15 protein-coding genes are annotated in these 15,577 nt (G+C 66.8%); 9 read left to right on the forward strand and 6 right to left on the reverse strand.

Annotation, left to right across the window (positions count from 1 at the left end; translation table 11 throughout):
- Nucleotides 1–130 precede the first annotated feature (130 nt).
- The gene (gene lpxC / locus O0J73_RS07750; RefSeq protein WP_004143722.1) at nt 131–1,042 is read left to right on the forward strand and encodes a UDP-3-O-acyl-N-acetylglucosamine deacetylase; all 912 of its coding nucleotides are present in this window, start codon (nt 131–133) and stop codon (nt 1,040–1,042) included.
- Between the two features lie 282 nt (nt 1,043–1,324).
- Here the strand turns inward: lpxC and O0J73_RS07755 are convergent, their stop codons facing one another.
- A complete protein-coding gene (locus O0J73_RS07755; protein WP_004154229.1) occupies nt 1,325–1,774 on the reverse strand; it encodes a DUF721 domain-containing protein in 450 nt (149 codons plus the stop codon).
- 12 nt (nt 1,775–1,786) lie between these two features.
- Here O0J73_RS07755 and O0J73_RS07760 point away from each other — a divergent pair, with 12 nt between their 5' ends.
- From O0J73_RS07760 to O0J73_RS07770, 3 genes are all read left to right on the forward strand, one after another.
- Nucleotides 1,787–2,743, forward strand: a complete 957-nt coding sequence (locus O0J73_RS07760) for a M23 family metallopeptidase (RefSeq protein WP_004154230.1) — start codon at nt 1,787–1,789, stop codon at nt 2,741–2,743.
- Nucleotides 2,744–3,106: 363 nt separating this feature from the next.
- Nucleotides 3,107–5,839 (forward strand): preprotein translocase subunit SecA, encoded by a 2,733-nt coding sequence (secA, locus tag O0J73_RS07765; protein WP_053448803.1) that lies wholly within the window; start codon nt 3,107–3,109, stop codon nt 5,837–5,839.
- A gap of 102 nt (nt 5,840–5,941) precedes the next feature.
- Nucleotides 5,942–6,898 carry a Nudix family hydrolase gene (locus O0J73_RS07770; RefSeq protein ID WP_308308419.1) on the forward strand — a complete coding sequence of 319 codons (957 nt, stop codon included), beginning with the start codon at nt 5,942–5,944 and terminating at the stop codon, nt 6,896–6,898.
- Between the two features lie 89 nt (nt 6,899–6,987).
- On the opposite strand, the gene O0J73_RS07775 is transcribed toward O0J73_RS07770, so the two are convergent.
- Both O0J73_RS07775 and metF read right to left on the reverse strand, forming a co-directional pair.
- Nucleotides 6,988–7,572, reverse strand: coding sequence for a DUF4124 domain-containing protein (locus tag O0J73_RS07775; protein WP_308308420.1), 585 nt, complete (start codon nt 7,570–7,572; stop codon nt 6,988–6,990).
- 40 nt (nt 7,573–7,612) lie between these two features.
- Nucleotides 7,613–8,440, reverse strand: a complete 828-nt coding sequence (gene metF, locus O0J73_RS07780) for a methylenetetrahydrofolate reductase [NAD(P)H] (RefSeq protein WP_004154233.1) — start codon at nt 8,438–8,440, stop codon at nt 7,613–7,615.
- A gap of 202 nt (nt 8,441–8,642) precedes the next feature.
- Here metF and O0J73_RS07785 point away from each other — a divergent pair, with 202 nt between their 5' ends.
- Genes O0J73_RS07785 through O0J73_RS07795 form a run of 3 tightly spaced genes read left to right on the forward strand, consistent with a single transcriptional unit; the run spans nt 8,643 to nt 11,374 of the window.
- Entirely contained in the window at nt 8,643–9,575 is a 933-nt protein-coding gene (locus tag O0J73_RS07785) for an alpha/beta hydrolase (protein WP_308308421.1), read from the forward strand.
- Nucleotides 9,576–9,599: 24 nt separating this feature from the next.
- Nucleotides 9,600–10,646: a histidine kinase gene (locus O0J73_RS07790; RefSeq protein ID WP_308308422.1), complete on the forward strand. Its 1,047-nt coding sequence runs from the start codon at nt 9,600–9,602 to the stop codon at nt 10,644–10,646.
- Nucleotides 10,643–11,374 (forward strand): LytTR family DNA-binding domain-containing protein, encoded by a 732-nt coding sequence (locus O0J73_RS07795; protein ID WP_308308423.1) that lies wholly within the window; start codon nt 10,643–10,645, stop codon nt 11,372–11,374. Before O0J73_RS07790 ends, O0J73_RS07795 begins: the two co-directional genes overlap by 4 nt.
- A gap of 6 nt (nt 11,375–11,380) precedes the next feature.
- Here O0J73_RS07795 and O0J73_RS07800 read toward each other — a convergent pair whose 3' ends face one another.
- Nucleotides 11,381–12,898 carry an amidohydrolase family protein gene (locus O0J73_RS07800; RefSeq protein WP_308308424.1) on the reverse strand — a complete coding sequence of 506 codons (1,518 nt, stop codon included), beginning with the start codon at nt 12,896–12,898 and terminating at the stop codon, nt 11,381–11,383.
- 135 nt (nt 12,899–13,033) lie between these two features.
- Here O0J73_RS07800 and O0J73_RS07805 point away from each other — a divergent pair, with 135 nt between their 5' ends.
- A complete protein-coding gene (locus tag O0J73_RS07805; RefSeq protein WP_004154238.1) occupies nt 13,034–13,591 on the forward strand; it encodes a DUF3228 family protein in 558 nt (185 codons plus the stop codon).
- 149 nt (nt 13,592–13,740) lie between these two features.
- Nucleotides 13,741–14,487 (forward strand): TonB family protein, encoded by a 747-nt coding sequence (locus O0J73_RS07810; RefSeq protein ID WP_308308426.1) that lies wholly within the window; start codon nt 13,741–13,743, stop codon nt 14,485–14,487.
- Between the two features lie 31 nt (nt 14,488–14,518).
- On the opposite strand, the gene O0J73_RS07815 is transcribed toward O0J73_RS07810, so the two are convergent.
- Both O0J73_RS07815 and ybaK read right to left on the reverse strand, forming a co-directional pair.
- Nucleotides 14,519–14,962 carry a hypothetical protein gene (locus tag O0J73_RS07815; RefSeq protein ID WP_197563814.1) on the reverse strand — a complete coding sequence of 148 codons (444 nt, stop codon included), beginning with the start codon at nt 14,960–14,962 and terminating at the stop codon, nt 14,519–14,521.
- Complete coding sequence (ybaK, locus tag O0J73_RS07820) at nt 14,962–15,435, reverse strand: Cys-tRNA(Pro) deacylase (RefSeq protein WP_308308427.1); 474 nt, start codon at nt 15,433–15,435, stop codon at nt 14,962–14,964. Before ybaK ends, O0J73_RS07815 begins: the two co-directional genes overlap by 1 nt.
- Nucleotides 15,436–15,577 lie beyond the last annotated feature (142 nt).

The raw sequence follows: 15,577 nt of genomic DNA on the forward strand, positions 1-15,577 counted from the left end.
CCCGGCCGCCCTGCTTCACGCCCGTCCTGCTGGCGTGCCGGTGTGTGCTGCCGGCTGCTTTTACTGGCCTTTCAGCCAGGGTAGGGGAGCGTGCGTGTTAATCTAATGTGTCACTTCCGGTCCATCCCCCATGATCCAGCAACGCACCCTCAAGAACACGATCCGCGCCACCGGCGTTGGCCTGCACAGCGGTGACAAGGTCTACATGACCCTGCGCCCGGCACCGGTCAACCATGGCATCGTGTTCCGCCGCGTGGACCTGGACCCGGTGGTGGAAGTGCCGGCCAAGGCCGAACTGGTCACCGAAGTGACCCTGTGCACCGGCCTGACCTGCAACGACGCCAAGATCCAGACCGTCGAACACCTGATGTCGGCATTGGCCGGGCTGGGTGTGGACAACATCATCGTCGAACTGTCCTCGGCCGAGCTGCCGATCATGGACGGTTCGGCCGGCCCGTTCGTGTTCCTGCTGCAGTCGGCGGGCATCGTGGAACAGGATGCGCCCAAGCGCTTCATCCGCGTGCTGAAGACCGTGGAAGTGACCGAGGGCGACAAGGTGGCCCGCTTCACCCCGTACGAGGGCTACAAGCTGGGCTTCACCATCCAGTTCGACCACCCGATGATCCCGGCCAAGCAGTCGCGCCAGGAAATCGAGTTCTCGACGCTGGCCTACACCAAGGAAATCTCCCGCGCGCGCACCTTCGGCTTCATGCGCGACCTGGAATACATGCGCGAGCGCAACCTGGGCCTGGGCGGTTCGATGGACAACGCCATCGTGCTGGACGAGTTCCGCGTGCTCAACGAAGACGGCCTGCGCTACGCCGATGAATTCGTGCGCCACAAGATCCTCGACGCCATCGGCGACCTCTATCTGGCCGGTGGCCAGGTGCTGGGGGCCTACGAGGGCTTCAAGTCCGGCCACGCGCTCAACAACAAGCTGGTGCGCGCGCTGATGGCCGACGCCACGGCCTGGGAATGGGTCAGCTTCGACTCGCCGGCGACCCCGGATCCGGTGGAGTACGCCACTCCGGCCTACGCCTGATTGCCGCAGGTTGTTGAATTTGAAGACAAAAACGCCGCCTGAAAGGGCGGCGTTGTCGTTTGTGGCGGCTGCGGCGCATTCAGCGTGCTTGAGGTGCGTCAAGCGCGGTTCGAGGTCACGGTTTTGTGAACCTGTTGGATCGAAAGCCTGAATTTAACGAAGTTTTAACTCCAATCTAACGACAGGCCCCCGGATGGCAGCTAGGATGCGACCCGGCCCCCGAAATGTTTCACGCCGTGGTGACACGTGCGACGGGGAGCGGAGCCGGATGCTCCGTTGTCGTCAGGACCGCTTCTTCGGCTTCGAGGGAACGTCCTGCAGGCACGCCAAGGCGTCGCGTAGCCCTTTGTGCGTGGCGGCTGAAACTGCGTGGGGTCCATTCCGGTTGTCGAGCGCTGGGGAGCGCGTGGGAGTGGGAGACGCAGTCTTGATGGTCACCCTGGTGGCCTTCAGCCCGATGGAACGGGCCGCGTCGAGCAACTGGGCTTCGGCAAGCCGCACCTTGGCATGCCAGACCGGGGACTCGACGAGAAAAACGAGGTGTTCCCCGTCCACATTGGCCAGCCGGCAACGGCTGCGCAGAGGTGGCGGCAACTGGGGGCGCAACTGACGGTCCAGCGCGTCGAGCCACAAGGCACGCCGCAGCGGGTTCCCGCTTTTGTCCGCCATCACCGCATCCAGCGCCGGTTTCGGCACTGACGCGGGGCGAACGCTGGATTTCGGCTCAGACATGAAAACTCACTGATGGCATTCAAAAAGATCGTAATCAAAACGCGTGAAGGACAGGCCAAAGCGTCGCCGATCACGCGTTTGCGGTTCTATTTCGAGGACCGCCCCCGCGCCCTGCTGGGCAGCGTGCTCGGGGTAGGCTGCATTATCGGCCTTGCCGGCGGCATTGGCGCCAGCGCGCTGAATGATTCCCGGCTGCAGGCCAAGGTCGAGCGCCAGGATGCGGAGCTGGCCAAGGTCAAGCGCGATGCGCAGACCCAGGTCAACGCGCTGGCGGCACGCCTGGGCGAGCTGCAGGCGCAGGCCACCCGCCTCAACGCGCTTGGCGAACGGCTGACCCAGATGGGCAAGCTGGAAGACGGCGAGTTCGACTTCAACGAGACCCCGGGTCTCGGTGACGGCGATGCCGGCGGCCCGACCAGCGACATCCCGGTCAAGGACGTCAACGCCGACTTACAGGTGCTGGAGCAGCGCTTCGCTGCTTCAGGCCGCCAGTTGTCGGTGATGGAATCGCTGATGTTCGACCACCAGCTGCAGCAGAACGCCGTGCCTTCGCGCATGCCGATCCGCAACAGCTACGTGACTTCGGGCTTCGGCACCCGCGCCGACCCGTTCGGCCGCGGTGCCGCCACCCACAAGGGCATGGACTTCCACGCCAGGGTCGGCGACCCGGTGATGGCCGTGGCCGAAGGCGTGGTCAGCTTTGCCGGCGTGAAGGGCGGCTACGGCAACGTGGTCGACGTCGATCACGGCAACGGTTATGTCACCCGCTACGCGCACAATTCGCGCCTGGTGGTGAAGGCCGGTGACCTGGTCCGTGCCGGCCAGGAAGTGGCCAAGGCCGGTTCCACCGGCCGTTCGACCGGTGCCCACGTGCACTTCGAAGTGTGGGAGAACGGCAACGTGGTCAACCCGCGCAAGTTCCTCGGCGACGGCGGCAACACGCCTGTCGGCCGCATCAGCCGCGGCTGATCCCGCTCTGGGTAGTGCCGGCCGCTGGCCGGCAAACCCTTGATGCGACAGAAAGAGGTTGCCGGCCAGCGGCCGGCACTACCGCCCCCGGAGTACGGGGGCAGCGCCGTAGGCGCGGGGGTGTGGAGGCCAGGTAAGCGGGGCCCGCGGTTCGCGCAGCGAAGCGTGGGAGCGCCAGCGCGCATGCGCTGATGCGTACCCGGCCAGCGGCCGGCACTACCCACGGGGTTGAAACCCCTTGCGGCCGTCCCAAGCTACAATGGGTGTTGCCATCGACAGGGCGCCAGGCGCCCTGTTTCGTTTGCGGCGGACGGATCCCAAGGGGGAGGCCGGGCGTCGTGTCCATCCAACCCGGTTCCTTCAATGATCAACAGCCTGCTTACCCGCGTATTTGGCAGTCGTAACGAACGACAGCTGCGCCAGCTCAACCGCATCGTCGCCAAGATCAATGCGCTGGAGCCGGAGATCGAGAAGCTTTCCGACGAGCAGCTTCAGGCCAAGACGCCGGAGTTCAAGCAGCGCATCGCCGGCGGCGAAGCCCTGGACAAGGTGCTGCCGGAAGCGTTCGCGGTCTGCCGCGAAGCCGGCCGCCGCGTGCTGGGCATGCGCCACTACGACGTGCAGCTGATCGGCGGCATGGTGCTTCACCTGGGCAAGATCGCAGAAATGCGCACCGGTGAAGGCAAGACCCTGGTGGCGACCCTGCCGGTGTACCTCAACGCGCTGGAAGGCAAGGGCGTGCACGTGGTCACCGTGAACGACTACCTGGCCCGCCGCGATGCCGCGCAGATGGGCAAGCTGTACAACTGGCTGGGCCTGAGCGTGGGCGTGGTGTACCCGGGCATGCCGCACAGCGACAAGCGTGAAGCCTACGCCTCGGACATCACCTACGGCACCAACAACGAATTCGGTTTCGACTACCTGCGCGACAACATGGCGCTGTCCAAGGCCGACCGCTACCAGCGCGGCCTGCACTACGCCATCGTCGACGAAGTCGACTCGATCCTGATCGACGAAGCGCGTACCCCGCTGATCATCTCTGGCCCGGCCGATGATTCCCCGGAGCTGTACATCCGCGTCAACCGCGTCGTGCCCAACCTGGTCAAGCAGGAAGTGGAAGACGGCGAAGGCGACTTCTGGGTCGACGAGAAGGGCAAGCAGGTGCACCTGTCCGAAGCGGGCATGGAGCACGCCGAGCAGCTGCTGGTCGACGCCGGCATCCTCAATGCCGAGACCGAGGGCCTGTACGCCCCGCAGAACCTGACCGTGGTCCACCACCTCAATGCCGCGCTGCGCGCGCACGCGATCTACCAGCGTGACGTGGACTACATCGTGCGCGATGGCGAAGTGGTCATCGTCGACGAATTCACCGGCCGTACCCTGTCCGGCCGTCGCTGGTCCGATGGCCTGCACCAGGCCGTGGAAGCGAAGGAAGGCGTGCCGGTCCAGCGCGAGAACCAGACGCTGGCCAGCATTACCTTCCAGAACCTGTTCCGCATGTACAAGAAGCTGTCCGGCATGACCGGTACGGCCGATACCGAAGCGTTCGAGTTCCAGAGCATCTATGGCCTGGAAGTGGTGGTGATCCCGACCAACCGCCCGACCATCCGCAAGGACAGCCCGGACCAGGTGTTCCTCAACCGCAAGGGCAAGTTCAACGCGGTGCTGGCCGACATCGAAGAGTGCGCCAAGCGTGGCCAGCCGGTGCTGGTGGGTACCACCTCGATCGAAACCTCGGAAATGCTGTCCGAGCACCTGCGCAAGGCCGGCGTGCAGCACGAAGTGCTCAATGCCAAGCAGCATGACCGCGAAGCGACCATCGTTGCCAATGCCGGTCGCCCGGCGGCGGTGACCATCGCCACCAACATGGCCGGCCGTGGTACCGACATCGTGCTGGGCGGTTCGCTGGAAGCGGAAATCCACGAGCTGGGCGAGGACGCGACCGACGCGCAGAAGGCCGCGGTCAAGGCCGAATGGCAGAAGCGCCACGAGGCGGTCAAGGCGGCCGGCGGCCTGCACATCGTCGGTACCGAGCGCCATGAGTCGCGCCGTATCGACAACCAGCTGCGTGGCCGTTCGGGCCGACAGGGTGACCCGGGTTCGTCCCGCTTCTACCTGTCGCTGGAAGACAACCTGATGCGCATCTTCGCCTCCGACTGGGTGCAGAAGGCCATGCGCATGATGGGCATGAAGGAAGACGACGTCATCGAGGACCGCCTGGTCAGCCGCCAGATCGAGAAGGCGCAGCGCAAGGTCGAGGCCCACAACTTCGACATCCGCAAGAACCTGCTGGACTTCGACGACGTCAACAACGACCAGCGCAAGGTGATCTACGCCCAGCGCGACGAGCTGCTGGACGCCGAGTCGGTGAAGGCCAACGTCGATGGCATCCGCGACGACGTGATCTTCGACGTGGTGGCCCGCTTCGTGCCGCCGAATTCGATCGACGAGCAGTGGGACCTGCGTGGCCTGGAGGCGACCCTGGAGTCGGACTTCGGCCTGCAGATGTCGCTGACCGACCTGGTCAAGGACCACGAGGAACTGGACGCCGAGGCCATCGCCGCCAAGGTGCAGGAGCGCGTCAACCAGCACTTCGCCGAGAAGGAAGCTGGGGTGGGCGAAGAGACCATGCGCGCGCTGGAGAAGCACGTGATGCTGACCGTGCTGGACCAGAGCTGGAAGGAGCACCTGGCACGCATGGATTACCTGCGCCAGGGCATCTACCTGCGTGGTTATGCGCAGAAGCAGCCGAAGCAGGAGTACAAGAAGGAAGCCTTCGAACTGTTCTCCGACATGCTGGAAAACGTGAAGCGCGAAGTGGTGACCCTGCTGTCGCGCGTGCGCATCCGCAGCGACGAAGAGGTGCAGGCGCTGGAAGCGGCAGAGCGCCAGCAGGCCCAGGCACGCCTGAGCCAGTCGCAGTTCCAGCACCAGGACGCGGGCGGCTACAGCGCCGACGAGGAAGCGGCGCAGGTGGAGGCCGAACGCCAGGGCGTCGCGCAGCTGCAGCGCGATGAGCCGAAGATCGGTCGCAACGACCCGTGCCCCTGCGGCAGTGGCAAGAAGTACAAGCACTGCCACGGCCAGCTGAGCTGACCTCCGGAGAGCCCCGCGAAAGCGGGGCTTTTCATTTCCGGCGGGTGATCCAGGGTGGATCCGCGATTGCGCCGGTCCCCCTGTTCTGGGCATGCTCTGCGCATGGCTCCTCCCACCCGATCGATCCACGTCGTGGCCGCCGTCATCACCGACGCCCGTGGCCGCGTGCTGCTCAACCGCCGTACCGAGAACCGCGACATGGCCGGCCTGTGGGAATTCCCCGGCGGCAAGCGCGAATCCGGCGAGACCTCCGAACAGGCGCTGGTACGCGAGCTGCGCGAGGAACTGGGCATCGAGGCCGATGTCGGTGAGTGGCTGATGGATGTTCCGCAGCGCTATCCGGACAAGCACCTGACCCTGGAAGTGCGCCATGTGCGCAGTTGGAAGGGCACGCCGCGCGGGCGCGAGGGCCAGGCGATCACCTGGGTGGCGTCGGACAAGCTGGGCCGCTATTCGATGCCGCCGGCCGACCTGCCGGTGGTGGCGGCCCTGCGCCAGCCTGACAGCTACCTGATCACCCCGGCGCCGGCCGATGATGCCGGCAGCGTGCAGCAGTGGCATGACCAGCTGCAGCGCGCGGTGGCGGCGGGCCAGCAGCGCATCCAGCTGCGCCTGCCACCGGCGCATCCGCAGCGACAGGCGATGGTCGAGCAAGCGGTGCGTGCGCATCGTCGCAGCGGTGTGCAGTGGCTGCTCAACCGCGATATCGAGCTGGCACGCGCGTTAAGCGTGGGCGTGCACCTGGGCAGCGAACAGCTGCAGCAGCTGTCGCAACGACCGTTGCCCGAGGGACAGCTGGTGGCGGCGTCCTGCCACGACCTGCAGCAGTTGCAGGCGGCACAACAGCTGGGCTGCGACTTCGCGGTGCTGGGCCCGGTGCAGGCCACTGCCAGCCACCCCGACGCCGCACCGCTGGGTTGGGATGCATTCGCAGAGCTGCGTGCGCAGGTGTCACTGCCGATCTACGCGCTGGGGGGCATGGGCAGCGGCCACATCACCGAGGCGCGCCGCCATGGCGGGCAGGGCATCGCTGCCATCCGCGGGCTGTGGCCGGCGTGATGCCAACAGGGGGAGTTTCCCGCAACGTGCGGCGCTGACCCCTCACCGGTTGCAGTAGATCCACGCCATGCGTGGATGACACCTCCCGATCACAACGTGATCCAGAAACACCCGTACTGCCGCCGAAGCCCCAGCACCGTGGAGGCACGCGCCACGCTGCCCGGCAACGCCTGCTCCAGGCGCAGGCCGACCGGATGCCGTGCGGCAGGCGGTTCGGGTTCGGAGCCCGGCACCGGATCACCCTGCTCCAGCGCCTGCGAGGCGTCCTGTTCCTGCCGCGGATACACCGGCACCACGTCCACCAGCGGCCGCCGCGCCAATGATTCCAGCTGGCCGAGGATGCGCTGCGCGCCTGCGTCGGAGACCGCGCCCCACAGGTACAGCGAGGACAGCCGGTTCACGTCGTTGCTGAGGATGCCGGTACGCAGCGCTTCCACCAGCTCGCTCAGCCGCCGTGGGCAGCGTGCACCCAGGGTGTCGCGCTGCAGGGTGCTGCCGGTGGGCGCAGGCGATGGCAGCCGTGACTGCGCGCCCAGGCTGTCGCAGGGGCGGTCGGTATACACGCTCTGGCCCTGTGCATCGGTGCAGCGGTTCAGGCGCGTGGATTGCGCGTGGGCGACGCTGGTGGCAGACCACAGCGGCAGCAGCAACAGCAGGAAGGAGAGCCGGATCATCCGCGCAGGGTAACGCCGTTCCGCTTCGCGCGGCGCGCTTTCACAGCTGCAGCAGTTTCAGCACCGACGTGGTCGGCTTGGCCAGGTTCAACGTGTAGAAGTGCAGGCCGGGTGCACCGCCCTCGATCAGGCGCTGGCATAGCCTGGCCACCACCTCGGTGCCGAATGCACGCACCGAATCCACGTCATCGCCATAGGCCTGCATCCTGCGGCTGATCCAGCGTGGGATCTCCGCGCCGCACTGCTCGGAAAAGCGGCGCAGCTGGCTGAAGTTGGCGATCGGCATGATGCCGGGCGTGATCGGTACCTGCACGCCGAGCCGCTGCACTGCGTCGACGAAATGGAAGTACGCATCCGGGTTGTAGAAATACTGGGTGATCGCCGCATCGGCACCGGCATCGATCTTGGCCTTGAAGTGCTTCAGGTCGGCCAATGCATCGGAGGCCTGCGGATGGGTTTCCGGGTAGGCACCAACCTCGATGCGGAAGGCGTCGCCGTGCTCGGCGCGGATGAAGGCGATCAGTTCGGCGGCATAGCGCATGTCGCCGGGGAAACCCATGCCGGAGGGCAGGTCGCCGCGCAACGCGACCAGGCGGTCGCAGCCGATGGCGCGGTACAGCTTGAGCAGTTCGCGGATTTCCTGGCGGGTGCCGCCAACGCAGGACAGGTGGGGGGCCGCTTCGAAGCCATGGTGCTGGTTGAGGTGGCGCACGGTTTCGGAGGTGTAGCTCAGGGTCGATCCACCGGCGCCGAAGGTGCATGACACGTACTCGGGCCCGTAGTCCTTGAGCTTGTCCGCGGCGCGGTCGAGCTGGCTGCGCTGTTCGTCGGTCTTGGGTGGATAGAACTCGAAGCTGATGGCGGTCATGGCGCGGGCGGCGGCGGCAGATGCGGGTAAGTATATCGCTTCATCAAGATGGATGTGTACGTGCGATGTGATGGGCGCCGTCCCTCGCCGGCGACCGTTCGCCCGGGTGTCTGGCCGTTGCTCCGGATTCGCAACAGCGGCGCCGTGGCTGGCGGCACGCTGAGCCCAACCCGGCAACACCCACCCGATGAAGGAGCAGACGATGAAGATCTTCCTGGCACTCTGGTACGCAATGAAGGCGCTGGCACGGCTGGCGATGATCGGCATGGCGATGGCCGTGCTGGGTTCCGGATCGGCGCATGCCTCCCCGACCGGCGCGCCGGCCCCCGGCAGGGTGCAGGTCGAGGTGGTCGGCAAGGGCCGCCCGCTGTTGATGATCCCCGGCCTGAACAGCAGCGCCGAGGTCTGGCGCGAGACCTGCCTGTCCTTGAAGGACGTGCAATGCCATCTGGTGCAGTTGCCGGGTTTTGCCGGCGCCGCGCCGGCCGAGCCGCGCCCGGCCGGGTTCCTGCCGGCGATGCGCGCGCAGCTGCTGGCCTACCTGCATGACCAGCACCTGGGGCCGGTAGTGGTGGTTGGCCACAGCCTCGGCGGCCTGCTGGGCCTGCAGATGGCGCAGGCCGAGCCGAAGGCGGTCAGCGCGCTGGTGGTGGTGGACGCGCTGCCGTTCCTGCCGGCGGCACGCGACCCGAATGCCACCGCGGACAGCGTGCGGCCGATGGCCGAGCAGCTGCGCAAGGGCATGCTCGCCGCCGACGCTGCGCAGTGGCAGGCGCAGCTGAAGGCCGGCCTGCCGGGCATGACCCGTGACCCGCAGCGGCAGGCGGAACTGGGCCGCTGGGGCGAAAGCAGTGACCGCCAGACCACGGCCGATGCGATGCACGCGGTGATGACCACCGACCTGCGTGACAGCATCACCTCGATCAGCGCGCCGACACTGGTGCTGGGCAGCTGGGCCGGCTACCAGCCGATGGGCGGCACCGAAGCGAGCACGCGGGCGGTGTTCCAGGCCCAGTACGCGAAGCTGCACGACGTGCAGGTCGCGATGAGCGCGCAGGGTTTCCACTTCCTGATGTGGGATGATCCGAGCTGGCTGCGCGGGCAGGTGCAGGCCTTCCTCGACCGTCACCCCTGAGTTTCAACACGCCTCGGAATGGACATGCCGGACTCCTCTTCGTCGGTACGCTTCTGGCTGCTCAATGCGCTGGTGTGGGCACTCTACGCGGTCGCCGGCGTCGGGCTGCGGCATGCCTATCTGGCCGACGCCGGAAGCGCGGGCGTGCTGATCACGGTCGGCCTGGCGGTCAGCCTGTTCGGCTGCAGCGGTGGCATTCGTGCGCTGGCCCTGCGCGCTGGCTGGTGGTCGCGCGGTACCGCCGGGCTGTTGTTGCGGCTGGCCGTGTCGGTGGCGCTCGGCGCGGCGCTGGCGCAGGCGCTGGTGATCATCGCCTTGCACACAGCGCTGGCACTGGGATGGGTGGACGCCGGTCGCCAGGTGGCCGACTTCAGCCCCAAGGCGCTGCTGCTCTACTGGTACACCACGGCGGTGATGCTGGCGCTGTGGACCGCGCTCTGGGCAGGCCTGCACAGCCTGCGCCGGATACGGGGTGCGGAGCTGGCGCGGCTGCGCGCGGAAGCCGAGCGCAGCGCGCTGGAGCGCGATGCACTGCGCGCACGGCTCAATCCGCATTTCATGTTCAATGCGCTGAACAACCTGCGTGCGTTGATCCTGGAAGATCCCGAGCGCGCACGCGACATGGTCACCCGCCTGTCGCGCACCCTGCGCCAGGGGCTGGCGCACAACCGCAACGAGCAGGTCACGCTGGCCGAGGAACTGGCGGTGGTGGATGACTATCTGGCGATCGAGGCGATCCACTTCGAACAGCGCCTGCAGGTGCGGCAGCAGATTGATGCCGATGCCACGCAGGCACGGTTGCCGGCGATGGCGCTGCAGCTGCTGGTCGAGAATGCGATCAAGCACGGCATCGCCAGCCGCCCGGGCGGTGGTGTGGTGCAGATAAGTGCCACGCTCGACAACAACGTGCTGCGGCTGCAGGTGGACAACCCGCTGGGGGGCGCCGGCGAGCCCAGCCCGGGCCACGGCGTTGGCCTGGCCTATCTGCGTGCGCAGCTCGGTACGCAAGGTCGTTTCACCCTGCAGCCGGTCGGCGAGCGCATGCAGGCCCTGCTGGAGATTCCGCAATGAGTGGCGTGCTGCGTGTGTTGATCGTTGATGATGCACGGCTGGCGCGGCAGGAGCTGCGCACGCTGTTGTCGGCGCTGCCCTGGGTGCAGTGCGTGGGCGAGGCCGACGATGTGCCCGCTGCACGCGAGGCAATCGCCACACTGGCGCCGGATCTGGTGCTGCTGGATGTGCAGATGCCCTCCGGCAGTGGCTTCGACGTTCTGGAGGGGCTGGAATCCGTGCCGGCGGTGGTCTTCGTTACTGCCTACGACACCTACGCGGTGCGCGCGTTCCAGGCCAACGCGCTGGACTATCTGGTGAAGCCGGTCGAGGCACCCCGCTTGCTGGAAGCGTTGCAGCGGGCGCGCCAGCGCGGGATGGTGGCAGGCGAAACCCCGGAGCCGCGCAGCACGCTGGGCGCGCAGGACCAGGTGTTCGTTCGCGAGGGCGAGCGCTGCTGGTTCGTCGCGGTCTCGGAGATCCGTCGGCTGGTGGTGGATGGCAACTACACGCGGCTGTGGTTCCGCGACCAGAACGCGCTGCTGACCCGCAGCCTGAGCGCATTGGAAGCACGCCTGCCGCAGGAGCTGTTCTTCCGGGCCAACCGCAACACGCTGGTCAATCTGCGCCGTATCCGCGCGGTGACGCCGAGCATCGGCGATGGCTACGACCTGGCCCTGGATGACGGCAGCGAAGTGGAGGTATCGCGGCGGCAGGCGCGTGAGCTGCGCGAGCGGATGGCGTTGTAGCCGCCGCTACAGTTCGGCACTGACCGGGCTGGTGACGAAGCCCCAAAGCAGGCGTGCCATCACCGCGGGCGATCGTGCCTGTGCACGGGCATAGGCCTGCAGGGCATCCAGTCGCGGGCGGTCGTAGAGGTGGCCGGCCAGCAGCACGGCGTGCACGCGGCGGGTGTTGGCGGTGGCGTGCAGCGGGTTGCCATCGAGCAGGACGAGGTCGGCGGCCTTGCCGACCTCGATGCTGCCGTGCGATGCCTGCAACTCCAGATGACGCGCGGCCTGCAGCGTGGCGGCACGCAGTACGTCGGCCTGGCTCAGGCCCGCCCGTCGCAGCCACTGCAGTTCATCGTGGTAGCGGAACCCGCCCAGGCCGGTATCGGTGCCGACCAGCACGGTGACGCCCGCACGATGCGCGGCACTGGTCAGCGCCAGTCCATGCGCGAAGTAGGCTTTCAGCACGTCTTCGCCGCGCAGGCCAGGGTAGCGCTCCACCGTGGCCTGCAGATCGTCACGCCAGGCCCAGCGCGAAAGCGGGTCCAGATAGGCCAGGCGCGGATCGTTGATGAAGGCCGGATCGCGTGCGCGCGCGTCTTCCTCGCGGGTGACGTGGGTCGGCACGAACGCCGCGCCACTGGCCTGCATCAATCCGAACGCTTCGGCGCAGAGGGCCGGCTGGTAGCCGCTGACCATCCGTTCGGCCAGCGCGGTCGGGTCTTCGCCATCGAGCGTGCCACCGCGCCACGCCGCCGCGTTGTCGAAGCAGTGGCGTACGAACAGATGGGCGTGCTCGAAGCTGCGCTGGCCGGCCTGCAATGCGCTTTCCAGTGGCACGGCCCTGGGCAGGTGGCCGACCAGCGGGCGGCGCAGCTGCTGCGCCTCGGTGGCCAGCCGCTGGTAGGTATCGGCACGCAGCCGGTTGTAGACTTTCAACGCGTCGACGCCACGCGCGCTGTACGCGCGGGCACGCTCAGCGGCGGCTTCCGGCGCGAGTAACGGATCTTCGAAGTAGAAGCTGGCGACCTGCACGAATCGCGGCGCAACCTGCTGCCCGGCGATGGCCTGTGTGGTCCAGCGGCGCTTGTCGGCCACGCAGGCGATCAGCGGATCGGTGGCCTGTGGGCAGTCCATCATGTCGCGGGTGCCGGTGATGCCGTTGGCCAGCATCAGCGGGAACTGTAGTTGCGGCGACAACTGCAGTGCATGGGTGTGCATGTCCCAGAAGCCCGGCAGCAGCCAGCGGCCACCGGCGTCGAAGACCGGCAACGCTGCATCGGCAACGCTTTCGCCGATGGCGGTGATCATGCCGTCGCGTAGCGTCACCGTGGTCGGTTCGCTGACCTGGCCACGTACGACGTCTACCACCCGGGCATTGACGATCACGCGGCTGTTGCCGGGTTCGGGCAGCGGCGGTGCCGGCAGCGGCCAGAACAGGGCGGCGGCGAACAGCAGTGGCGGCGCCAGCAGGAGTACGGCCAGCACCTTCAGCCAGAGACGACGGGGGGCGGGACGGGGCAACGCGCGTGCTGCTTCCATGAGCCGGCGATCCTTGCGGTGGGTCCTGCGCAGGGTGCGGCAAACCTGGATTGGATGCCAGTGGGCATCGGTATCCGCCCCTGCCGCCTGCGGGGCGGTTACCCTGTGCGGCAGAACTCCTGATCACATCGCGCCATGTCCATCGTCCTCACCGATTTCGCCCGTCCCCGCCTGTTCCCGCGCGTGCCGCGCGGCAACACCATCCAGGATTGCACCGCCGAGCAGTTCGAGGCCTACCTCAATGCGCACGCGCCGATGAAGGTGCTGGACGGCTACGCGCCATTCTGCAAGCTGTTCGTCTACGAGAACTGGACCAGCACGCGCTGCCTGACGGTGCCGGTGACCGACGCCAACCGGCACCTGCTGCGTAGCGGTTATGAAGCGCGCAACCGCGACGAGCTGCCGGTGCTGGTGCGCTGGTTCGAAGGCGTGGAGTCGCCGCGCGCGAACTACCTGGTGGTGATCCTGTACAGCGCCGAGCAGCTCGCCAAGGAAGGTTCGCCGATCGAGGCCGACTGGGGCATCGTCGGCTGCATCTACACCGCCGAACCGGAAGAAGTGCCGATGGCGCCGATCACCATGATGCGCAATGCGCTGGGCGTGGAGGAGGGCGGTTCCGGCGTGCCGCTGGACCGCGAGGCCTACCAGCGCGCGGTGGCGTTCTGGGAGAGCAACGCCAACTGGCGGCCGTAGATTCGTCTATGCGACGGATGTCGTAATTGCCTGCTTGCGCTTGGTGATACGGACTGATAACGACGGGAACGTCGGGTAGGTAAAATTCGCGCGGAAGCCTTTGTCCGGGCTGTTTCGGCGTCAATTGACGCAATCTGCATACCTGCAGTTTGACTGCCTTCCTGATCCAGTGTCCGCGTGTCATTAGACTCCCCACCTCCTCAGATCGGGTGGAAGAAATGCGGAAGACAGGCCTGTTTTCGGTTGCGGTGGCCGCGCTGCTTTTTACAGGGTGCTCAACATTGCCGAAGGAAGCTGGGGTGGCGTCCGCAGGCTGCAGCATGCTGCCTCAGGGTCTTCGGTACATCGACGCGCGCGTACAGGTTGCACAGCTGATGCAGGATCGCGGGGGCTGCCATCTCCATGCGGTAGCAAAGAATGCCGCCGTGGCACATGCACAGAAGGTGCTGCTGGGCAGGCTGGCCGAGCGGCGCTGCGGCAATGTCATCGTCAGTGATTCCAGCGAGGGCGTTGCCGCACAGGACACGGATGCGACTGGCGTGACTATGCGGATCACCCTGCGCACGGCGTCTGGGAAACCCTGTGCTGGACTCACCGCCTTGGAGGAGAATGAGCAAATTGCGGCTTCAGCTGCTTACAAGCCATATAGCACTCACGCGCGGCCCCCGCGCTACCCGAGCGATGCGTATCGGGAAGGTCGTCAGGGGGAGGCGTCGGTGATCATTCTGGTCGCTGGGCAGGGTCAAACAATCGGCGCAGTGCTGGAGCGGTCAAGCGGGCACGACGATCTGGACGAGGCTGCGGTGACGGCGGCGCAGGACTGGAGGTTTGACGGACATGGCAAGCCTTCGGAAACTACCCTGATTCGTGTACCCGTGAACTTCGTACTTAATTAAGTATCGGCCGCCTGTCATTGATGTAGGTCCGTCAGGTCGCTTTCCACTCCCACCATGGGTAATGGTATTCGCGGTCGGTCGCTTTCCAGCGCTGGCCGCACTGCGTGCAGGCGACATGGTGGCATTCGCCCCAGCCGTCCTCGGCGTCCTGCAACGAGAGCAGCTGCATCTGGCCCTGTGCGATCAGCGTGCGCGGATTGAAGAACAGATACTTCGGCGTGAGCGCGCACAGGCAGCCGGCCTGCGCCTGCCAGTAACGCAGGCGCTGCAGCGCCGCCTGCAGATGCACCTGGTTGCGCAACAGTGCGCCGCCGAGTGTGACCCCGGCGCAGGCACGTTCAATACGGTTGGCGTGCGGGGCCAGCGCGTCCAGTACGGTGCGGTCGAACATCACCGCGACCCAGCTTGCCGAGGCATGGATGCGCGTGGCATCCCCGCTCAGCAGGTCCTGCAGCAAGGCATCCGCCGCGGACATCAGCGGGCTTTCCCGATGGGTGCGTAGTGGCCAGCAGTCAGCCGCAGCAGGTCGTCCGGCGCCAGTTCCACTTCCAGGCCACGCCGCCCGGCGCTGACATGCAGCATGGGCAGCACTTCGGCGCTGGCATCGAGGAAGGTGCGCAGGCGCTTCTTCTGCCCAAGTGGGCTGATGCCGCCGACCAGGTAGCCGGTCGCACGCTGCGCGGCGTCGGCGGCGGCCATTTCGCACTTCTTGCAACCGGCCGCTTCGGCCAGCGCCTTCAGGTCCAGCTGGCCGGCCACTGGCACGATTGCGACCAGCAGTTCGTGGGTTTCGGTGCTGGCCAGCAGGGTCTTGAACACCTGGGCGGGGTCCAGGCCGAGCTTGTCGACGGCTTCGCCGCCATAGGATTCGGCATGGGCGTCGTGCACATAGCTGCGCACGGTGTGGGCGATCTTCTCGCGCTTGAGCAGGTTGATGGCCGGTGTCATGGAGGCATCGTAGCGCGGGGCGGAGGCGTTGCCTTGACCGAGGCTATTGCGGGTGGATGCGGGGTGCATGGCTGCATGCAGACGCAGAACGGGCGCCCGAAGGCGCCCGTTCCGTGTGTTGCATGCACCGGGTGTGGGGGGC

It is taken from the genome of Stenotrophomonas sp. Sm6012, assembly GCF_030985895.1.
Taxonomy (GTDB): domain Bacteria; phylum Pseudomonadota; class Gammaproteobacteria; order Xanthomonadales; family Xanthomonadaceae; genus Stenotrophomonas; species Stenotrophomonas forensis.